The sequence below is a fragment of the uncultured Aquabacterium sp. genome, from assembly GCF_947366995.1.
Lineage (GTDB): Bacteria > Pseudomonadota > Gammaproteobacteria > Burkholderiales > Burkholderiaceae_C > Aquabacterium.
The window spans coordinates 20754-42063 of the sequence record NZ_CANBCC010000034.1 but is presented as its reverse complement, the minus strand read 5'-3'; the positions used below and the strand labels follow the sequence as shown (position 1 = coordinate 42063).

The window sequence follows — 21310 nt, the reverse complement described above, 5'->3', positions numbered from 1 at the left end:
CGCCCTGTACTACATCGGCGGCATCATCAAGCACGCCCGTGCGCTGAACGCCATCACCAACCCGGGCACGAACTCGTACAAGCGTCTGGTGCCTGGCTTCGAAGCCCCGGTGAAGCTGGCCTACTCGGCCAAGAACCGCTCGGCCTCGATCCGCATCCCGTACGTGTCGAACCCGAAGGGCCGCCGCATCGAAGCGCGCTTCCCGGATCCCTCGGCCAACCCGTACCTGGCTTTCGCCGCGCTGATGATGGCCGGTCTGGACGGCGTCGAGAACAAGATCCATCCGGGCGAAGCCGCCACGAAGGATCTGTACCACCTGCCGCCCGAAGAGGACGCACTGGTGCCGACCGTGTGCCACAGCCTGGACCAGGCCCTCGAGTACCTCGACAAGGACCGCGCATTCCTGACCAAGGGTGGCGTCTTCACCGACGCGTACATCGATGCCTACATCGACCTGAAGATGCAGGAAGTCACGCGTTTCCGCATGGCCACGCACCCGGTCGAGTACGACATGTACTACGCCCTCTGATTCCCGCGAGGGATTCTGGGCAGGCCCTTCGGGGCCGCATGAAGAGGGCGACGCAAGTCGCCCTTTTTTCGTTGTCTGCGCGGTCTGCTGTGCTGCACTGTGGTGTTTCTGTCGTGGCGTTTTGTGTGCCTGAGGGCATACTGCCTGCCGAGGCTGCCTGCATCCAGGCGGGCCAGATCGATCGCGAGACACGATGCCTTCCATGACTGTTCTGCCGTTTTCAGTCCAGGTTCCGCTGATGCCGCCAGCGCTGCGCCACGCTGCGACGTTGTGGCTGCTGGCCGCCCCCTTGCTGCTGGTTGCGGGCGAGGTGCAGGCCCAGGACAAGCCGGTCTACCGGTGTCCGGGCAACCTCTACACCGACGCCTTGAGTGCCAAGGAAGCCCAGTCGCGCGGGTGCAAGACGCTGGATGGGGCGCCGATCACGGTGATCCAGGGGCCGTCGTCGCAGCGCACGCAGGGCGGCCAGGGGGAGCGAGCCGCTGGCTCTGGCGCAGGCGCCACGGCACCCAAGGTGACTTCCGACGAGCAGCGCGCCCGGGACGCGGACCGCCGACGCATCCTCGAAGCCGAACTCCGCAAGGAAGAAGAAGCGCTGGCTGCCTTGCAGAAGGAGTTCAACAACGGCGAGCCCGAGCGGCGTGGCGACGAGCGCAACTACCAGAAGTACATGGACCGCGTCAGCGCGATGCGCGATGCCGTGACGCGCAAGGAGGCCGATGTGGCTGCCCTGAGGCGGGAGCTCGCCGCGCTCGGAGCGGGGCGATGACCGGTTCGCTGCGAGGCGCGATGGCTGGTGGGCCAGGGGGCGCGATGAGGGGCGCGGAACGCGCCGACGCCAGGCAGGTGAGGGCGCTGTTGCCTGACCATCTGGAGGCGCTGGACTATCTGGCCACCATGGTCGCCGTGGTCGAGCCCGACGGGCAGTGTCTGTTTGCCAACGCCGCGTTCGAGGAGATCCTCGGGCTGTCGCGGCGCAGCGTGATGCGCGAGTCGATCTTCGACTGGTTCATCGACCCCGCCGTGCTGCAGGACATCGTGGGCGCGGTGGCGAGCAACGAGTACGCGACGAGCCGCCTGCAGGCCGAGCTCAAGCGGCACCCGAACGTGTTCGGCGAACCCCTGCCCGTGCAGTGCATCGTCACCCGGCTCGAGCACGGCGACCTGGTGCTGATCGAACTGGTCGAGATCGAGCAGCAGACGCGCCAGGAGCGTGAAGAGCGTGCGCTCGATCAGGCCCAGGCGAACAAGGAACTGATCCGCAATCTGGCGCACGAGATCAAGAACCCGCTGGGAGGCATCCGCGGCGCCGCGCAACTCCTGCAGATGGAGCTCGAGAGCAAGTCGCTCACCGAGTACACCCAGGTCATCATCCACGAGGCCGATCGCCTTCAGGCACTGGTGGACCGGCTGCTGGCACCGCACCGCCGACCGCATCTGGTCGGTGATGTCAACATCCACGAGGTGTGCGAGCGTGTGCGGTCGCTGATCCTGGCCGAGTTCCCGAAGGGGCTCAAGGTCTGGCGCGACTACGACACATCCATCCCCGATTTCCGCGGCGACCGCGAGCAGCTGATCCAGGCTGTGCTGAACATCGCGCACAACGCCGCACAGGCTCTGGCTGAGCGCATCCAGGCCGGCGATGCCAAGCTGACACTGCGCACGCGGGTGGCTCGCCGCGTCACGATCAACCGCCAGCTGCATCGGCTGGCACTGGTCTTGCATATCGAGGACAACGGCCCCGGCATCCCCGATGCCATCCGTGACCGCATCTTCTACCCGCTGGTTTCTGGGCGTGAGGGCGGTTCCGGACTGGGCCTGACATTGGCTCAAACCTTCGTTCAACAGCATCAGGGCACCATCGAATGCGAGAGCGAGCCGGGACGCACGGTTTTCAGGATTCTGATTCCGCTGCCATGACCGGTGACCGCGTCACAGTCGAGACGGGATGCCATCACCTCAGGTCAGCATGAAACCCATCTGGATCGTTGACGACGACCAATCCATCCGCTTCGTGCTCGAGAAGGCACTGGCCCGCGAGGACATGCCGGTTCGCAGCTTCACCAACCCGCGCGATGTCCTGCTGGCGCTGGATGACGACGAGCCGCAGGTGCTGGTGTCGGACATCCGAATGCCGGGCGGTTCGGGCATCGACCTGCTGAGCAAGGTCAAGGCGCGGCTGCCAGGGCTACCCGTCATCATCATGACGGCTTTTTCCGATCTGGACAGCGCCGTGTCGGCCTTCCAGGGCGGTGCGTTCGAATACCTGCCCAAGCCCTTTGATCTGCCCAAGGCGGTCGAACTGATCCGCCGTGCGGTTGACGAGAGCGTGCGTGAAGAGGTGGTGGACGAGCGCGTGACGCAGATGCCCGAGATGCTGGGGCAGGCGCCGGCCATGCAGGACGTCTTCCGGGCGATCGGGCGGCTGAGTCAGAGCAACGTCACGGTGCTGATCACCGGCGAATCGGGCGCAGGCAAGGAGCTGGTGGCGCGCGCGCTGCACAAGCACAGCCCGCGGGCCAACGGGCCGTTCGTCGCCATCAACACGGCGGCCATCCCGAAGGACTTGCTCGAATCCGAGCTGTTCGGTCACGAGCGCGGGGCCTTCACCGGCGCACAGACCATGCGGCGCGGGCGCTTCGAGCAGGCCGATGGCGGCACCCTGTTCCTCGATGAAATCGGTGACATGCCGTTCGATCTGCAGACCCGGCTGCTGCGGGTGCTGAGCGACGGCCAGTTCTATCGCGTGGGCGGCCACCATCCGCTCAAGAGCAATGTGCGCGTGATCGCGGCCACTCACCAGAACCTGGAAGACCGGGTGCGGCACGGCGTGTTCCGGGAGGATTTGTTCCACCGCCTGAATGTGATTCGGCTGCGCTTGCCGGCGCTGCGTGAGCGCCGCGAAGACATTCCCACGCTGGCGCGGTTTTTCCTGCAGAAGAGTGCGAAGGACCTGGGGGTCGAGGCCAAGCGGATTTCCGAGCAGGCCATCGCACGGCTGGCCACCTTCGACTTCCCGGGCAACGTCCGGCAGTTGGAGAACATCTGCCACTGGCTGACGGTGATGGCGCCCGCGCAGGTCATCGAGACGAAAGACCTTCCACCCGAGCTGCTGGATGGTCAGATCCCGGCCATGAATGGCGCCAGCGCCATGGCGGTTGCGGCTGCGCCGGCAGCGTCCCTCGCGGACGGCTGGAGCCAGGGCGCAGCCAACCCGTCGCCGGGCGGGGTGCTCGGGGCGCCTGTGGAAGGGGCTTCGGCGTTGGAGGCCCGTCTGCCAGAAGCCACGGGCGGCAGCATGGGGCCGGCCGACCTGTCTGCTGGTCACTTTGCACCGTCGGTGCCGGGCGGCTCGGCGAATGGGGCGGAGGCAGGCGTGCGCATCTCGATGCCTTTTGGTGATGCCGCGGCTGCGGTGGCCAGCGCGGTACCTGTCCAGCCAGCCGGCTGGCTCAAGGATCTTGAACGCGAGGCCCGCACGCGTCTGGAAGCCGGCCAGCCAGAGGTGTGGGACAGCCTGACCCGTCAGTTCGAGGCCAGCCTGATCCACACTGCGCTCGAGTTGACACGGGGGCGCCGCATCGAGGCCGCCCAGAAGCTCGGCATCGGCCGCAACACGATCACCCGCAAGATCCAGGAACTCGGGATCGACGATTGAGTTCCAACCGGCAGGGGCTGATAGAGTGACAGCCTGTTTCGGAAGGATCTTGAGATGCAATCCCTGAAGTCGACTCTGGCTGGCGCCTTGAGCGCCCTGGCCCTGATCGGTCTGTCAGCCTGTTCCACCACCAGCCCGGACGTCATCAAGCCGGGCGACGCGCAGCGCCTGTCGCAGGTTGCCGATGCCATTGTGATCAGCATTCGGCCCGTCGTGGTCGAAGGCAGCCAGAGCGGCCTCGGGGGCGGCACGGGCGCCGTGATCGGTGGCATCGCTGGTGCCGGCGGCACCAGCAACCCGCGCGGCTCGGCCATGGCCGGTGTGGCGGGCGCGGTGGTCGGCGCGGTGGTGGGCAACGCGGTCGAGCGGTTCGGCACCCGTGAAGACGCCTATGAAATCATCGTGCAGCTGATGAACGGCGAACGCCGCGCGCTGGTTCAGGCGCAGGGCAATGAAACGTTCAAGCCGGGCGACGCGGTGATCCTCGTGACCACCGGCGGCAAGACCCGCGTGATGCTGAACCCGCGCAGCAGCCCGTCGGGCCGCTGAGTCGGGTGGATCGGCGCGGCGCGCGGTGGCCGTGCGCGCCGCGGTGTTGATGGCCAGCCAGCAGTCAGCACATGGACGACCGTATCCGACAGATCCTCACTCAGATCACCAAGCTGGAAGACGAGCTGCGCGACGCGATGAAAGAGCGCGAGCAGCAGGTGTTCTTCGAGCTCAAAGGGCGCCGCATCGAGTTCGAATCGGCCGTGAAGGCGCGGCATCGCCAGCTGCGCATGGGGCTGTTGCGCTGGCTGGCCGGTAGCCGGCCGCAGAACTGGTTGTCGGCGCCGTTCATTTACGGCGTGTTCCCGGCGTTCGTGATCCTCGACGTGCTGGTGTCGATCTACCATGCGGTGTGCTTCCCGCTGTACGGCATCCCGAAGGTGCGACGGGCCGACTACATCCGCTTCGACCGGCACAAGCTGGCCTACCTTAACAGCCTGGAAAAGCTCAACTGCGAGTACTGCGCCTATGCCAACGGGCTGCTGGCCTGGGTGACCGAGGTGACCGCGCGCACCGAGCAGTACTGGTGCCCGATCAAGCACGCGCGCCGCATCGTGGGCGCGCATGGGCGCTATCACCGCTTCAAGGAGTATGGTGATGCCGAGGGCTACCAGGCCCACCTGCGCAAGATGCGGCTGGAATTCAGGCGGGAAGCGCGCGCGCAGCCTGCGCCAGTGTCGTCAGATCCGCCTCAGTGAGTGTTTCGCGGGCCAGCAGCATCGCGGCCCCTTCATCGAGCAGCGCGCGGCGGGCATCCAGCAAGGCGCGGGCGCGCTGGTAGGCCTCGTCCACCAGCTGGCGCACCGCCGTGTCGATCTGTTCGGCGGTGGCCTCGCTGTGCTGACGCGGTGAGCCGATGCCATCGGCCGCCGGGCCCAGGAAGGCGTGGTGGGGCCGCTCGTAGGCCACCTGGCCCAGCTGAGATGACATGCCCAGGCGCATCACCATGTCCCGCGCGATCTCCGTCACCTTCTGCAGGTCGTCGGCCGCGCCGCTGGAGATGTCGCCCATCACCAGGGCTTCGGCGGCGCGCCCACCGAGCAGCACCACCATGCGGTTGAGCAGTTCCTGCCGCGTCTGCAGGAAGCGGTCTTCGCTGGGGCGCTGCAGGGTGTAGCCCAGCGCGCCGATGCCGCGCGGAATGATCGAGATCTTGTGGACCGGGTCGGCGCCGGGCAGGGACAGCGCGAGCAGGGCATGCCCCATCTCGTGGTACGCCACGGTGCGGCGCTCGGGCTCGTTGAGCACGCGCTGGCGCTTTTCCAGGCCAGCCACGATGCGTTCGACAGCGGCGGTGAAATCCTGCGCTTCGACCGCCTCGGCCTGGCGGCGGGTGGCCAGCAGCGCCGCTTCGTTGACCAGGTTGGCGAGGTCGGCGCCCGCGAAGCCGGGGGTGAGGGCGGCGATGGCGTCCGGGTCGACGTCCGCCCCGAGCTTCACCTTGCGCAGGTGCACGCGCAGGATGTCGATGCGGCCCTGGCGGTCGGGGCGGTCGACCAGAACCTGGCGATCGAAACGGCCGGCGCGCAGCAGGGCGGGGTCAAGCACTTCGGGGCGGTTGGTGGCGCCCAGGATGACGACGCCGGCACTCGGGTCGAAGCCGTCCATTTCGGCCAGCAGCTGGTCGAGCGTCTGTTCCTTTTCGTCGTGACCGCCCAGCATGCCGGCGCCACGGGCCTTACCCAGGGCATCGAGCTCGTCGATGAAGACGATGGCGGGCGCGGCTTCGCGGGCCTGCTCGAACAGGTCGCGCACGCGGGCGGCGCCCACGCCGACGAACATCTCGACGAACTCGGAGCCGTTGATGGAGAAGAAGGGCACGCCCGCCTCGCCGGCCATGGCGCGGGCCAGCAGCGTCTTGCCCGTGCCGGGTGGGCCGAGCAGCAGGATGCCCTTGGGCATGCGGGCGCCCAGGCGGCCGTAGGCCTGCGGGTGCTTAAGGAAATCGACGGATTCGCGCAGCTCGGCCTTGGCCTCGTCCACGCCGGCGACGTCGTCGAAGGTGACCGTGATGTCGCGCTCGGCGTGCACGCGGGCCTTGCTGCGGCCCACGCCCATCATGCCGCCGAGGCCGCCGCCGCCCATCATGCGTTTGGCCAGCAGGTTCCACAGCCCGAACAGCAACAGCACCGGCAGCACCCACGAAAGGATGTCGCGCAGCCAGGTGCTTTCAATGACGCCTTCGACGCGCACGCCGTGCTGCGACAGGGCTTCGGCCAGGGCCGGGTCCACCCGGGTCGCCACAAAGCGCTGGCGGCCGTCGGGCAGGGGCTTCTTCAGCTCGCCTTCGATGAGGTTGCTCGACACGCGCAGGCTGGCCACTTCGCCGGCCTTCACGCGGTCCATGAGCTCGCTGTAGGGCATGGCCTGCACCTGGGTGCTGCCGACCCAGACCTCGCGCACCCACAGGGCCACGAGCAGGGCCATGACGATGTACCAGAGGTTGGGGCCGGAGAAGGGCGGGCGGGGTGTGTCGCCAGAGGGCGGCGTGGGGCGAGGGCGCGGTGAGGTGGGCATGAGGGGCTGCGCGAGGTTCAGGTCTGCATGCGGCTGACGGCCGAGCGGAAGCGCCACAGGGCGCCAGCAAAGAACACGGTGCCGATGGCGGCGATGGCGGCCAGCTGGGGCCAGACGATGGTGACCCCAGCGCCGCGGTACAGGATGGCCTGGGCCAGGCTCACGAAGTGGGTGGTGGGGGCAGCGAGCATGATGTTGGCCACGATGTCGGGCATGTTCTCACGCGGGGTCTGGCCGCCGGAGAGCATCTGCAGCGGCAGCAGCACCAGGATCATCAACAGGCCCAGCTGCGGCATCGAGCGGGCCACCGTGCCCATGTAGATGCCCATGGAGGTGGTGGCGAACAGGTGCAGCGCGCAGCCCACCAGGAACAGGGGCACCGAGCCCGAGATCGGCATGCCGAGGGCGCCCTGCACGATCACGTACAAGGACGCGGCCGTGGCCACCAGCACCACGAGTGCCATGGACCAGACCTTGGCCAGCATGATCTCGATCGGGCGCAGCGGCAGCACCAGCAGGTGTTCGATGGTGCCGTGCTCGCGCTCGCGGATGAGCGCGGCGCCGGTCAGGATGATGGACAGCATGGTGACGTTGCTCATCAGCTCCATCACGCCCATGAACCAGCTGTCGTTCATCGACGGGTTGAAGCGCACGCGCATTGCCAGGTCTACCGGGGGCACGGACTGGGTGCGTTCGCGCTGCAGGTATTCGTTGACCTCGCCCAGCGCGATGCTCTGGATGTAGCCCGCGCCGACAAAGGCCTGGCTCATCTGTGTGGCGTCCACATTGAGCTGGATTGCGGGGCTGCGGCCGGCCAGCACGTCGCGCTGAAAGCCGGGCGGGATGTTGAGCACGAAGGTGTAGCGGCCGGCGTCCATGCCGGCATCCATCTCGCGCAGGTCGATGTGCGCCGGCGGCATGAAGGTGGGCGGGTAGAAGGCCTCCGTGATGCGGCCGGACAGCGGGGTGCGGTCTTCATCGACCACGGCCAGCGGCGCGCGATGCAGGCGGTCCGGGGCGCCTTTGGCGGCGGTGTAGATGGCGCCGGTGAAGGCCCACAGCACGAAGGCCAGCAGCAGGCGCTCGCGCCACAGGCTGCGCAGTTCCTTCAGCCCCAGTTGCCAGATGTGGACGAGGCTGCTCATGTGTCCTGCTTCTTGAGCAGCATCACGGTGGCGACCGTGAGCACCGGGATGATGGCCAGCAAGGGCAGGAAGGACGGCCACAGGTCGACCAGACCGAGCGCCTTGCTGTAGGTGCCGCGGCTGATGGTGAGGAAGGGGCCGGTGGGGTAGCTGTGGCCGATCCACCAGGCCAGCCCTTCCAGCGAGGACACCGGGTTGATCAGGCCGGAGAACTGCACGGCGGGCAGCATGGTGGCCAGCGAGGTGCCGAAGATGGCGGCGATCTGGCTGCCCGTGAACGAGGACATGAACAGCCCCAGTCCGGTGGCCGCGGTGACGTAGAGCAGGGCGGCGAGCGTGAGTGTGAAGAAGCTGCCCTTGAACGGCACGCCGAACACCGTCACGGCCAGGGCCGTCATCAGCAGGAAGTTGACCATGCCCGTGGCGATGTAGGGCAGTTGCTTGCCGAGCAGGAACTCCAGCCGCGTGGCCGGGGTGACGTAGAGGTTGACGATGGAGCCCATCTCCTTTTCGCGCACCACGGCCAGCGCCGCCAGCATGGCGGGGATGAAGATCAGCAGGATCGGGATCACGGCGGGCACCATGGCCACGATGCTGCGCACCTCGGGGTTGTAGCGGTAGCGCACCTCGACTTGCGCGGCCGGCGTGGTGTCCATGCCGCGCAGCCGGGCCTGTTCAGCGAGGTAGCCCGTGTGCAGCCCCTGCACATAGCCGGAGATGGTCTCGGCGCGCTGCGGCATGGCGCCGTCGATCCACACGCCGATGGCCACGGGGCGGCCGCGTGAGACATCGCGTGCAAAACCGGGCGGGATCTCGAGGGCCACGCTGATCTCGCCGTTGCGCAGGCGGCGGTCGAGGTCGGCGTCGTTCTGAAGCGGGGGCTGCTCGATGAACCACGGCGAGCCCGAGAAGTTCAGCGTGTAGTCACGGCTGGCCGGCGTCTGGTCGCGGTCGAGCACGGCGTAGCGCAGGTCCTGCACGTCCATGCTGATGCCGTAGCCCATGATGATCATCAGCAGCACGGTACCCAGCAGGGCCAGCGTGAGGCGGATGGGGTCGCGGCGCAGTTCGAGTGATTCGCGGTGGGCGAAGCTCATCATGCGAGCCAGGCTCCAGCCGCGGGTGCGGGGGGCGGGCGCCGGTGGCCGGGCTGGCAGTTCTGCCGCGGGCGCTTCTGACGCGGGTGCGGCGGGCGTCGCGGACGCAGCGGTTGCAGGAGGTGGCGCGTCCGCCGTGTCCGCACCGCCCTGCGCCTCCAGCAGGTAGTCGATGAAGGCGTCTTCCAGCCTGTCTCGCCCTTTGCTGGCGGTCAGCTCATCCGGCGTGCCGCTGGCCAGCACCCGCCCGGCGTGCATCAGCGAGATGCGGTCGCACCGCTGCGCCTCGTTCATGAAATGCGTGGAGATGAACAGCGTCACGCCATCCCGACGCGAGAGCTCGACCATCAGCGCCCAGAACGCATCGCGCGCCACAGGGTCCACGCCCGAGGTCGGCTCGTCCAGGATGAGCATGTCGGGCTTGTGCACCACCGCCACGGCCAGCGACAGCCGTTGCCGCACGCCCAGGGGCAGCGCGGCGGGCAGGGCATCGGCCACGTCGTGCAGGCCGAAGCGCGTCAGCATCTCGTCGATCCGCGCTTCGCGGGCGTCGGCCGGCACATGGAAGAGCCGTGCGTGCAGATCGAGGTTCTGGCGCACGGTCAGCTCGCCGTACAGCGAGAAGCCCTGCGACATGTAGCCCACGCGGCGACGCACGTTCAGGTCGTTGGCGTTCACCGGGCGGCCGAACAGCGCCGCGCGCCCCTCGGTGGCGGGCAGCAGGCCGGTGAGCATCTTCATCGTGGTGCTCTTGCCGCAACCGTTCGAGCCCAGGAAGCCGAAGATCTCGCCCTGCCGGATGCGGAAGCTCACGCGGTCGACCGCGGTGAAGTCGCCGAAGCGGCAGGTCAGGTCTTCCGCTTCGATCGCGATGTCGCGGTGGTCGCCGCGCAGCGGCGGCACCGTGAGGGCGCGATGGTCACCGCGCCGCGCGTCAGGCAGCAGGGCCAGGAAGGCCTGCTCAAGCCCGGTGGTGCCTGTGCGGGCCAGGATTTCCGCCGGGGTGCCCTCGGCGAGCACGCGCCCGGCGTCCATGGCCACGAGGTGGTCGAAGCGCTCGGCTTCTTCCATGTAGGCCGTGGCCACGATCACGCTCATGCCCGGCCGCCGGCCGCGGATGTGGTCGATCAGCTCCCAGAACTGCCGGCGTGACAGCGGGTCCACGCCCGTGGTGGGCTCGTCGAGCACCAGCAGGTCCGGGTCGTGGATGAGGGCGCAGCACAGCCCCAGCTTCTGCTTCATCCCGCCCGAGAGCTTGCCGGCCGGCCGGTCGGCAAAGGGCGCCAGCCCGGTGGCGGCCAGCAGCTCGGCGATGCGACGTTGGCGTTCGTGCGCGCCATGCCCGAAGAGCCGACCGAAGAAGTCGACGTTCTCCTGTACCGACAGGGTGGGGTAGAGGTTGCGGCCCAGACCCTGGGGCATGTAGGCGATCTGCGGACAGCGGCTGTGGCGCACGCGCGCGCTCGCCATGTCGCCGCCCAGCACCGTCACGCGCCCCTGCTGAATGCGGCGCGCGCCGGCCAGCAAGGCCAGGAGGGTGGACTTGCCCACGCCGTCCGGCCCGATCAGGGCGACTGTGCAACCGGCTGGCAGCGAAAGGTCGATGTCCTGCAGCGCGGCCGTCTTGCCATGGTGGTAGCTGACCTGCTCGAAGCGCGCGACGACCTGGTCCGGCGGCCTTTTCTGCACGGCGCGGCCTCAGGGCTGACTGGCCGATGATGCAGGCAGGGCCGGGGTGCGCTCGGGCGGCAGGGCCACCGCGAGCCGGGCGGGCCACGGCGTCTGGCTGTCCACCCGCACATAGGCCATGCCGGGCATGCCGGTCTTCACCTGGTTGCGGTAGCGCACCAGCAGCGCCGGGTCAATGCGGGCGCGTACCTTGAAGACCAGCTTCTGCCGCTCGTCATGGGTCTCGACCGTCTTGGGCGTGAACTGCGCAACGCTGGCCACATACGACACCGACGCGGGAATGACGTACTGTGGCGCCGCGTCCAGAACGAGCCGCGCTTCAGCGCCCAGGGCCAGGCGGCCTGCCGCCGCCTCCGGAAGGAAGAAGGTCATGTAGACGTCGCTGAGATCGACCAGCGACAGCACCCGCGCGCCGCCGCCGAGCACCTCGCCCGGCTGGGCAGCCTTGACCTGTACGCGCCCCCCGCGCGGTGCCCGCAGCACCGTGTCGGCCAGATCGGCCTGCACGCGGGCCTCGGCAGCCTTGGCGGCCTCGATGGCCGAGCCCGCCTCAGCCCGCTGCGAGCGCAGCGTGGTCAGCGCCGCACGCGCTTCGGCCACCTGCGAGCGCGCCGCGCCCAACGCGGCCCTGGCGCCCTCGTGCGCGGCCTGGGCCTGGTCCAGTTGCTGGGGGGGCAGAAAGCCCTTGGCCACCAGCTCGCGCGCGCGCTCCAGCTGCCGGGCCGCAAGCGACACTTCTGCCTGACGTTGCCCCACCACGGCTTCTGCTGTGGCGATCGCCTGCTGGCGCTGTTCCTGCAAGGCCTCGGCGGTTTCCGCGGCCTGTCGGCTTTGCGCCAGCTGCGCCTGAGCGCGGCGCAGATCGGCCTGCAGTGTGTCGGTGTCCATCTCGGCCACGGCCTGGCCTGCTTCGACGTCGTCGCCTTCCTGCACCAGCACCGTCTTCACGCGGCCCCCCGTGCGGGCCGCCACGTCGATTTCCGTGCCCTCCAGCCGGCCATTGCCACCGGCTATGCCCGCGGGCAGCGGTTCTGGCTGCAGATGCTGCCAGCCCAGATACCCGCCGATCGCTGCCACGGCGGCCGCGGCCATGGCAAGAAAGCGAAGGCGGGAGCGAGGGGGCTGCGAACTGCTCATGGTGTTGTGGTGGGATGAGGGTTTGTGCGTTTTTTAGCACGGTCGTGCGTCCTTGCCCATGACACCACGCAAGGTCGGCTTGACCCCGCTGGGCGGAACCTTTGGCCCATCCGCGATACTCACTGACGATGGCCTCTGGTCGGCCAGACGCGTTGCGTTGACACGATGTTGCTTTCTGATCGCCTTCTGCCTGCCTCCCTGATCTGTTCCGCTGCCCGGCAGCCTGCCTCCCCGTCGGTGCCGCGCCGTCGCCGCAGCCTGACTGCCGTGGCGATGGCCGCTTGCCTGGTGCTGAGTGCGCTGCAGCCGGTCAACGTTCAGGCGGCCCCGGCCCGTGGCGCGGCAGCGTCCCGGTCCGGGGCACCGGTGCTGGAGGCCCAGGTCGAGGGCATCTCGGCCTACCGGCTCGCCAACGGCCTGCAGGTCCTGCTGATCCCCGACGCATCCAAGCCCACCACCACGGTCAACATGACCTACCGGGTCGGATCGCGCCACGAGAACTACGGCGAAACGGGCATGGCGCACCTGCTCGAGCACATGCTGTTCAAGGGCACGCCGCGGCATCCGCAGGTCTGGAGCGAGTTCAACAAGCGCGGCTTCCGGGCCAATGGCAGCACCTGGTTCGACCGCACGAACTACTTCGCCAGCTTCTCGGCCAACGACGACAACCTGCGCTGGTACCTGGACTGGCAGGCTGATGCGATGGTCAACAGCTTCATTGCGCGCAAGGACCTCGATAGCGAGATGACCGTGGTGCGCAACGAGATGGAGATGGGGGAGAACAACCCCAGCCGCATCCTGTTCGAGAAGACGCTGGCCACCATGTACCAGTGGCACAACTACGGCAAGTCCACCATCGGCGCCCGCACCGACGTCGAGGGCGTCGACATCGGGCAGCTGCAGGCGTTCTACCGCCGCCATTACCAGCCGGACAACGCCACGCTCATCGTCTCGGGCAAATTTGATCCGGCCAAGGTGCTGGGGTGGGTGCAGGCGTCCTTCGGTCGCATCCCGAAGCCCACACGCACGCTGCTCAGCGACTACACGCTGGATCCGGTACAGGATGGCGAGCGGGCGGTCACCCTGCGGCGCGTTGGCGGCGTGCCGCTGGTGTACGCCGGCTACCACGTCATGCCGGGCGCGCATGCCGACTACGCTGCCATCGAGCTGCTGTCCATCATCCTGGGTGACACCCCCTCCGGCCGGCTGCACCGCGCACTGACCGAACAACAGCTGGCCGCCGGCGTGTTCGCGTTCTCCGAAGGGCTGAAGGACCCTGGCTTCATGCTGCTGGGCGCGCAACTGGGCCCCGAGCAGGACGTCGCCGCGGCACGTACCGCACTGACGCAGGCGGTCGAGTCCTTCCAGTCGCAACCCGTCACCGCCGAAGAGCTGGCCCGTGCCCGCGCCAAGTGGCTCAAGGCCTGGGATGCCGGCTTCTCCGACCCGCAGCACGTCGGCGTGGCCCTGTCCGAGGCGGTGGCCCAGGGCGACTGGCGCTTGTTCTTCCTGACGCGCGACCGGGTGAAGGCCATCTCGCTGGACGACGTGCAGCGTGTGGCGCGCAGCGTGTTCCTCACGTCCAACCGGACGCTGGGCGAGTACCACCCGACCGCCTCGCCCGAGCGGGCGCCGCAACCGGTTGCGGTCGACGTGGCCCGCGAGTTGCGAAGCTTCAAACCGCAGGTCGCCGAGGCCCAGGCAGAAGCCTTTGATGCCAGCCCGGCCAACATCAATGCCCGCACGCAGCGGTCCACGCTGCCTTCTGGCATGAAAGTGGCCCTGCTGCCCAAGTCGACCCGGGGGCAGGCGGTCAAGGCGAACCTGACGCTGCGCTTCGGCACGGCCGACACGCTGCGCGACTGGGATGTCACACCCGAGGCGCTGGCGGCCTTGCTCGACAAGGGCACTGCCGAACTGAGCCGCCAGCAGTTCCAGGACCGGCTCGATGCCCTGCAGGCTGAGGTCGGTTTCGCGGCCGGGCCCGGGCAGATCCAGGTCAGCATGTCGACCCGTCGCGAGCACCTCCCCGAACTGGTGAGGCTGGTGTCGCAGGCTTTGCGTCGCCCGTCCCTGCCTGCATCTTCGCTGGAAGAGGTGCGTCGCCAGGCGCTGGCTTCGGTCGCCGAACAGCGCAAGGAGCCCGAAGCGCTGTTGCAGGAGGCCCTGGCGCGCCACGGCAACCCTTATCCCAAGGGCGACGTCCGGTATGCGCCGACGTTTGCCGAAACCGAAAGCTGGTGGCGTGAACTGGCGCTCCAGCGTGTCCGGGATTTCCATGCGCGCTTTGTGTCGGCCAGCCACGCGCAATTTGCTGCGGTGGGGGATTTTGACGCGCAGGCGGTGTCGCAGGCGCTCGCAGAAGGATTCGGGGACTGGCGTGGCACAGAACCGTTCGAGCGCGTGCCCGATCCACTGGTGCCCCTGCCGGCCGCCAACCTGAAAATTGCCACGCCCGACAAGCAGAATGCCGCCATGTCCGTGCTGCTGCCCGTGCCGCTTCAGGATACCGATGCGGATTACCCGGCCTTCATGCTGGCCAATCACCTGCTCGGCTCGGGTGGCGATTCTCGGCTGTGGAACCGCATCCGCGAAAAGGATGGCCTGTCGTACAACGTCTACAGCGCGGTGCAATGGAACCCGCTGGAGCGCCATTCGGAATGGACCGCTGCCGCCATCTTCGCGCCGCAGAATCGCGACAAGGTGGAGGCGGCTTTCCGCGAAGAACTGAAGCGGGCCCTGGCGCAAGGCTTCACGCAGGCCGAATTCGAGGCCGGCAAGCGCGGCTTGCTGAATTTCCGTCGCCTCGCACGTGCCCAGGATGCGCGCCTGTCGGCCGCATTGGCGTCCAACCTGTATCTCTCTCGCGGATTTGATGTGGCCGCGCGGGTGGATGCGCAACTCGAAGCCTTGACGCTCGACCAGGTGAATGCGGCATTGCGGCGTTACTTGAAGCCGTCCGACTTCGTGATGGGTTGGGCCGGGGATTTCAAGGACGCTCGCCCGAAGCCCTGACCCCTGGCGTATCTCTGAACGAAAAAGCCGGCTGTTGAGCCGGCTTTTTCATAGGGGCGATGGAGGCCCAGGGCGTCAGATCGCGAAATCTTCGAGCTTCTTGCCCGAGGCAATGGCGGCCTGAATCCACTTCGGCTGCAGGCCCCGACCTGTCCAGGTTTCGCCGGTGCTGGCATTGCGGTACTTCGGGGCGACCTTGCGGCCCGCCGTCGACGACGTGCCATTGGCCTTGCCCGTCTTGCCACCCAGATCGGCCACCGTCAACTCGTGCTCGGCCATCAGCGACTTGATCTGCGCGATCACACCAGCGCGTTCGGCACGACGCGCTTCCTGCAACTGCTTTTCCAGTTCGGCGGCCTGGCGGGTCAGTTCATCACGTTTGGCGACGAGATCTTGGTAGGTGCTCATGAGGATTCCTTTGGTTTGGACGGGCGCTTTGATGAGTGCGGGGAGAGCGCTTGTGGCGTTCATTCTACCCACTCAACACCACCCGGGCGATATAAGGATAACGCGACCCTCATTATCCTCTGACCCACCTTCAGTAAATGAAGGTAATGTTCAGCGCGAACCGCGCTGACTCTCCAGTCGAACGGCCTGACCGAGCTGAATGACTGCAAGCGCGTAGTAGCTGGATTGGTTGTACCGTGTGACGGCATAGAAATTGTCCGTTCCCGCCACCAGGGTGGGTGCGTCGCGGCCATTCTGCAGCAGCACCATGGCCAGTGCGCCGGGGTGGGCCTGGCCTTCCGGCGGCAGCGCGGCCCCGAGTTCCCCCATTTCACGTGCCGAGAAAGTCGGCTTGATATCCGGTGCCAGCAGTTTGCCGAGGGCGTCCTGGTTTTCGGGGGGCTTCACGTCAAAATGGCTGGCCCAGCCGGGCTTCCATCCGTGTCGGGCGAGGTAATGGCCCACGCTGCCGATGGCGTCAGCAGGACTGCGCGACAGGTCGATGCGGCCATCCCCATCGAAATCCACAGCGTACCTTCGAATCGAGCCCGGCATGAATTGGGGCAGCCCGATTGCCCCGGCATAAGAGCCGAGCACCGTTTCCGGCGCGGTGCCCTGCTCCTCGCACAGTTTCAGGAACTGGCCCAGTTCGCTGCGGAAATAAGCGCTGCGATCGCTGCGTCCCTTGGGAAAATCGAGGCTGAGTGTGGCCAGCACGTCGAGCACGCGGAACTGCCCGGTCTGTCGGCCATAAATGGTTTCGACGCCGAGCACACCCGCAATGATTTCAGCCGGTACCCCGTACAGGGTCTCGGCGCGCTGCAGCGTCGCTTCGTGCTGGCGCCAGAACGCAACACCGGCGCGAATGCGAATCGGCTCCACGAAGCGGCTGCGATAGGCGGCCCAGTTCTTTGGCGTGCCGGCCTGGGGCGGCATCATCAGGCGTGCCACGGCGGCCCGGTATCGGGCGCCGGCCAGCGCCTGCGCCGTCCATGCCGGGTTCAGACCGTGTTCCAGTGCAATGCGCTCCGCAAGGGCGCGAGCGTCTGCCCGGTCTGCGTAGCTGGTTGCATCGCTGGGTGGCACGTCGGGCAAGGACGCCGGTGGGGCAGGGGGCGGAGGCGCGGCCGCCAACGCGGTGTCGGTCTGCTCGACGGAGGGGTCGGCGCCAGCCCGAGCAGGCTGTGAGGCGATGCTGGCATTCGGGATGGCTTGGGGCGCGGGGGCACGTGTGCCGCAGGCGGTGAGCGCCAGGCTCATCAGCAAGGCGGAAGCAGATCGGGCGCGCACGGCGGAAGACAGCAGGTCAGCGGGAAAGCGGGGCACGGGCAGGGCAGAGGACGAGTGACAGCGCGCAGTGTGCCTGATCAGCGTGGCGCTCCCGTGCCGCCGTGGCGCGGCGCATTGCGGCGACTGTCGCGCCATTGCCGGATCAGTCGGCGCAGGGCGCGCTGTTCGAGGCGCAGCCGGGCGGGGCGCTGTGGGGTCGCGCCATAGTGCGAGGCGTCCAGGGCGCGAAGGCGCTCGGCGAGCGCGCCCGCCGCGGCCCGCTCTGACTCGCTCGCCTGCCGGGGGGCCTGCAGGGTGGCCTCCACCAGGCTGGCCCACGTGAGTGGCGAGGGGGCCGCGGGGCTGCCAGCGGGCGGATGCAGACCTGCGCGCGCCAGGTTGCTCGCCAGCTGCTGCAAGGTGTGCTGCCATGCCGAGGCGCGCCGGGTCGGGTGCTGCCACAGTATCCAGGCCACGCCCGCCAGGCTGCCGACTGCCAGTGCCAGCCCGGCCAAACGCAGCAGGTCGGTGCTGTCCGGCGCGTCCCAGCCAGCGTTCTTCAGCAGGTCGAACTGCTTCTGGCGGTCGTAGCCTTGCACCCACATGTTCCAGCGGTGGCGTGCCGCGTCCATGGCGGCGCGGGCCTGGCGCACCCAGTCCGGTGCCATGGTGGCCAGCGGGCCGGCCTGGCCCACCGGCGTGTTCAACAGTCGGCGAGGGCGTTCCACGCGGTCGGGTGCCACGGCGGCGGTCGGGTCCACGCGGGTCCATCCCCGGCCGGGCCACCAGATCTCGGCCCACGCGTGTGCGTCCCGGTTGCGCACCTCGTACAGGCCGTCCACCGGGTTGCGCTCGGCCCCCTGAAAGCCTGTCACCACCCGTGCCGGCACGTCCATGGCGCGCATGACGACGACGAAAGCGGCGGCGAAATGCTCGCAGAAGCCGGCACGCCGGTTCAGCCAGAAGGTGTCCACCGGGTCGGGCAGGCGCCCCGCCGCGTCCGGTTCGTCCACGCCCGGTGCGAGCGTATAGCTGTAGCCACCCGTGCGAATGTGGCGCAGCACGGCCTGCACCCGTGCGGGCACACCCGCCTGCTGCAACTCCGGTCGACCTCGAAGGGCCTGTGCCCAGGCCACGGTCTGGCTTGCGTGGCCAGCCGGCAGCGCGAGCCAGGTGCGCAGCATCGGATCGTCGTCATCCAGCAGGGGTCGCCAGGCGGGGCGTGCCTGTGCGGCCACGGTGATGCGGTCTTTTGGCGCGCGGCCCAGGCTCCACTCCATGCCCAGGCGGCGAGGCTGCGGCAGCGTGGCCGGTGAGGTGATGCGGGCGTTCGCCGTGCCCTCGAGTAGGGGCAGCGTCGGCAGGCTCAGCGCCTCCAGCGTGATGCTGTAGGTCCACGCCGCGCGCGCATCGGCGGCCGGTCCCATCGAGGGCCGCCAGCGCTGCGGCGCTTCGGAGGGCAGGCTGCGCCATGTCTGGCCGTCGAACAGATCCAGCACCGGCCCGCGAAAGTACAGTGCGCGAGGCGGGGGCGGCTCGCCTTCGAAGCGCACGCGCATCGCAATGGTGTCGTCCTGCGCCAACTCCGCCACATGGCCCAACTCCATCTGCTCCGACAGGCCGGTTCGCGCGCCCGCGTCGTTTGGCAACGACCACAAAGGCCCGAACCGTGGGAAAAAGAGGTAGAGGACCACCGCCAGTGGCAGCCCCCACAGCAACGCCCGACCGGCTTCGCCCATCACCTCGCGGAGCGGGGGGCGGCCCAGTGGCCGCTGGGCCAGCACGAGGCTGGTCAGCAGCCCGAGCAGGGCCACGGTCATCAGCAGCGCATTCAGTGGACCCTGGTCATGCAGGAACTGCGTCAGAATCAGGAAGAAGCCCAGTGAGGTGACGACAAAGGCATCGCGCCGCGCCCGCAGCTCCAGTGTCTTCAGACCCGCCAGCAGCGTGACGAGCGTGACGCCCGCGGCGCGGCCCAGCAGCGACTGGAAGGTCAGCAAGGTGGCTCCCACACTGATTGCGAGGGCGAGCAACAACACCCAGCGTGGCGGCAGGGCAGCGTCACGCCATGCGATCCATGCGCGCCACCCGATGGCCCCCGCAGTGCCCGCCAGGCACCACACGGGCAGCCGCCCCACATGGGGCGCGATGGTGAGTGCCAGAACCGCCAGCAGCCACAGGGTGTCACGGCCCTCCCGGGTGAGGCCGCTGCGCGAGGGAAGGGCGCTCATGCCGGGCCCTCGCATTCGGCCAGCACATCCAGGCAGTGCCGCAGGTGAGCGGCGCTGCGCCCCGCTTCCACCCGCTGATCGGGCAGTTGAAGGCCGTACTGCAGGGCCAGGCCTTCCAGTGCTTCCGCCTCATGCAACCATGCCGCCAGGCGGCTCAGGCGCGCCTCGTGTGCCAGTCCGGCCAGACCCGGGCTGCGGGCGTAGTCCAGCCACAGGGTGTGGCTCCGCTCGGGCAGACGCTCGCGGCTCACCAACGTGTCGCCACCGCTCGATTTTTTCCAGGCAATCCAGTGCATGGGGTCGCCGCGCTGGTAGGCGCGCAAGCCCTCGGGCGTGGCTTGCTGGTCTACCTCACGCGCCGGGCCGCCACTGTCTGCGGCGCCCGCCATCATCTGGCTCTGTACCGGCGGTGCCTGGGTGTCGAGTGCCGGCCAGATCAGCACGGTGCTCGCGGGCCGCCACCATGCCCACACACGGAAGAGCCCCAGCGGGTAACGGCTTTCGATGCCGATGCGGGGCAGAGGGTGTCTTCCGCGCGCAGGCGCTGGCACATCCAGTTCAACCCACTGGGCCGCTCCCGGCGCCACTTCGACCTCCAGCGCCGGCGCGTCGCCTTCGGCGTCCTGGGCTTGCAGCCGCAGCCCGTGGCGTCCCCGGCGTTGTGCACCGCCGTCGAGCGTCACCGTCAGCGTCAGTGCTTCGCCGGCATGCGTGCTGGGCGGTGGGTGAAGCGTCAACGTCATGCCCTGCAAATTGCCGTGGGTCTGGTGGAGCCCGGCCAGCGCCGCGCCGGTCAGCGCAAAGGCCAACGCGTACCCCAGGTTGATCTGCTCGTTGACCGAGGCCAGCAGCAGCACCAGCGTGACGACGGCGAGCGACCAGCCCGCCCGGCTCGGCAGGATGTAGAGGTTGCGGTGCGTGAGCGTCAGCCGGTCGGTGCGCGGCAGGCGCGACACCCACCAGTGCGTCCAGCGCGTGCGCATGCGCGGCAGGGCCCCGGGCGCGGCGGGCCTCATGGCAGCGGCACGGCCTCCAGCAGGGCGCGCGCCTGGGCCGCGGCACTGCGCCCCGAGCGGGGCAAGGGCGTCAGCCGGTGCGCCACGGCGGGCACCCACAGCTGTTGAATGTCTTCCGGCGAGACGTGTCCGCGGCCCGACACAAGGGCCCGGGCGCGCGCCAGGCGCAGCAGCGACAAGCCGGCGCGCGGGCTGAGGCCCTGCGCACACCACTGGCCATCGCGGGTGGCGGCCAACAGAGCCTGCAGGTAGTCCAGCAGGCTGCCGGACACGTGCACGTCATGCACACGTGTCTGCCATTGCTGCCATTCCGACAGGCTCATGACGGGGGGCAGGTGCTGCAGCACCTCGCGGCGGTCCTCTCCGGCCAGCAGCGCGCGCTCGGCGGCCGGCGCCGGGTAGCCTAGCGACAGCCGCATGGCAAACCGATCCAGCTGCGACTCGGGCAGTGGGTGCGTGCCGAGTTGCTCGCCGGGGTTCTGCGTGGCGATCACGAAGAAGGGCGAGGGCAGGGCGCGGGTCACGCCGTCCACGGACACCTGGCGTTCCTCCATTGCTTCCAGCAGCGCACTTTGCGTACGCGGCCCGGCTCGGTTGATCTCGTCGGCCAGCAGCACCTGCGAGAACACCGGGCCCGGGTGGAATACGAAGCGATCCTGTTGCCGCTCGTACACGCTCACGCCGATCAGGTCGGAGGGCAGCAGGTCGGACGTGAACTGGACGCGGGCGAACTGCAGCCCCAGCGAGCGCGCCAGCGCATGAGACAGGGTCGTCTTGCCCACCCCCGGCACGTCCTCGATCAACAGGTGTCCCGAGGCCAGCAGACAGATGACGGCCAGCGTCACCTGTTCCCGTTTGCCGACAACGATCGTGCTAACCTGATCGATGAGGCCTGAGAGTGAAGAAGAGGACGGCGGCATGGCGGCGCCCGCGCCCGGCCGAGCAGCGGACAGTGTGTCGTTGCGGAGCATGCCCGGACCATACCCCAAAGCACGCAGGCTTGCAGACCGA

The 21310-nt window shown here is 68.5% G+C and carries 15 protein-coding genes and 1 pseudogene; 7 read left to right on the top strand and 9 right to left on the bottom strand.

Features of this window, described 5'->3' with window-relative positions:
• The 6 genes and pseudogenes from glnA to Q0Z44_RS10520 form a co-directional block, all read left to right on the top strand.
• Positions 1 to 529 (top strand): annotated as a pseudogene (gene glnA / locus Q0Z44_RS10545) (glutamine synthetase); the annotation flags it as partial.
• Between the two features lie 202 nt (positions 530 to 731).
• A complete protein-coding gene (locus tag Q0Z44_RS10540) occupies positions 732 to 1298 on the top strand; it encodes a hypothetical protein (protein WP_298012391.1) in 567 nt (188 codons plus the stop codon).
• An 89-nt stretch (positions 1299 to 1387) separates the two neighbouring features.
• The gene (gene glnL, locus Q0Z44_RS10535; RefSeq protein WP_298012388.1) at positions 1388 to 2449 is read left to right on the top strand and encodes a nitrogen regulation protein NR(II); all 1062 of its coding nucleotides are present in this window, start codon (positions 1388 to 1390) and stop codon (positions 2447 to 2449) included.
• A gap of 49 nt (positions 2450 to 2498) precedes the next feature.
• Positions 2499 to 4187, top strand: a complete 1689-nt coding sequence (gene ntrC / locus Q0Z44_RS10530) for a nitrogen regulation protein NR(I) (protein WP_298012386.1) — start codon at positions 2499 to 2501, stop codon at positions 4185 to 4187.
• 54 nt (positions 4188 to 4241) lie between these two features.
• Entirely contained in the window at positions 4242 to 4736 is a 495-nt protein-coding gene (locus Q0Z44_RS10525; protein ID WP_298012383.1) for a hypothetical protein, read from the top strand.
• Positions 4737 to 4807: 71 nt separating this feature from the next.
• The gene (locus tag Q0Z44_RS10520; RefSeq protein ID WP_298012381.1) at positions 4808 to 5434 is read left to right on the top strand and encodes a hypothetical protein; all 627 of its coding nucleotides are present in this window, start codon (positions 4808 to 4810) and stop codon (positions 5432 to 5434) included.
• Here the strand turns inward: Q0Z44_RS10520 and ftsH are convergent.
• From ftsH to Q0Z44_RS10500, 4 genes are read right to left on the bottom strand one after another with little or no spacing between them, the layout of a single operon-like run.
• Positions 5379 to 7253: an ATP-dependent zinc metalloprotease FtsH gene (gene ftsH, locus Q0Z44_RS10515; RefSeq protein ID WP_366517604.1), complete on the bottom strand. Its 1875-nt coding sequence runs from the start codon at positions 7251 to 7253 to the stop codon at positions 5379 to 5381. The genes Q0Z44_RS10520 and ftsH overlap by 56 nt on opposite strands.
• A gap of 17 nt (positions 7254 to 7270) precedes the next feature.
• Entirely contained in the window at positions 7271 to 8398 is a 1128-nt protein-coding gene (locus Q0Z44_RS10510; RefSeq protein WP_298012379.1) for an ABC transporter permease, read from the bottom strand.
• Entirely contained in the window at positions 8395 to 11184 is a 2790-nt protein-coding gene (gene rbbA / locus Q0Z44_RS10505) for a ribosome-associated ATPase/putative transporter RbbA (RefSeq protein ID WP_298012376.1), read from the bottom strand. Before rbbA ends, Q0Z44_RS10510 begins: the two co-directional genes overlap by 4 nt.
• Before the next feature lie 9 nt (positions 11185 to 11193).
• Positions 11194 to 12321 (bottom strand): HlyD family efflux transporter periplasmic adaptor subunit, encoded by a 1128-nt coding sequence (locus Q0Z44_RS10500; protein ID WP_298012373.1) that lies wholly within the window; start codon positions 12319 to 12321, stop codon positions 11194 to 11196.
• A 165-nt stretch (positions 12322 to 12486) separates the two neighbouring features.
• On the opposite strand from Q0Z44_RS10500, the gene Q0Z44_RS10495 reads away from it, so the two are divergent.
• Positions 12487 to 15336 carry a pitrilysin family protein gene (locus Q0Z44_RS10495; RefSeq protein ID WP_298012372.1) on the top strand — a complete coding sequence of 950 codons (2850 nt, stop codon included), beginning with the start codon at positions 12487 to 12489 and terminating at the stop codon, positions 15334 to 15336.
• A 75-nt stretch (positions 15337 to 15411) separates the two neighbouring features.
• Here the strand turns inward: Q0Z44_RS10495 and Q0Z44_RS10490 are convergent, their stop codons facing one another.
• The 5 genes from Q0Z44_RS10490 to Q0Z44_RS10470 form a co-directional block, all read right to left on the bottom strand.
• Positions 15412 to 15744 carry an H-NS histone family protein gene (locus tag Q0Z44_RS10490; RefSeq protein WP_298012370.1) on the bottom strand — a complete coding sequence of 111 codons (333 nt, stop codon included), beginning with the start codon at positions 15742 to 15744 and terminating at the stop codon, positions 15412 to 15414.
• Positions 15745 to 15894: 150 nt separating this feature from the next.
• Entirely contained in the window at positions 15895 to 16869 is a 975-nt protein-coding gene (mltB, locus tag Q0Z44_RS10485; RefSeq protein ID WP_298012405.1) for a lytic murein transglycosylase B, read from the bottom strand.
• 281 nt (positions 16870 to 17150) lie between these two features.
• Positions 17151 to 19283, bottom strand: a complete 2133-nt coding sequence (locus Q0Z44_RS10480; protein ID WP_298012367.1) for a DUF3488 and transglutaminase-like domain-containing protein — start codon at positions 19281 to 19283, stop codon at positions 17151 to 17153.
• Positions 19280 to 20299 (bottom strand): DUF58 domain-containing protein, encoded by a 1020-nt coding sequence (locus tag Q0Z44_RS10475; RefSeq protein WP_298012364.1) that lies wholly within the window; start codon positions 20297 to 20299, stop codon positions 19280 to 19282. The genes Q0Z44_RS10480 and Q0Z44_RS10475 overlap by 4 nt, the downstream gene beginning before the upstream one ends.
• Positions 20296 to 21219, bottom strand: a complete 924-nt coding sequence (locus Q0Z44_RS10470) for an AAA family ATPase (RefSeq protein WP_298012402.1) — start codon at positions 21217 to 21219, stop codon at positions 20296 to 20298. The genes Q0Z44_RS10475 and Q0Z44_RS10470 overlap by 4 nt, the downstream gene beginning before the upstream one ends.
• Between the last annotated feature and the right edge of the window lie 91 nt (positions 21220 to 21310).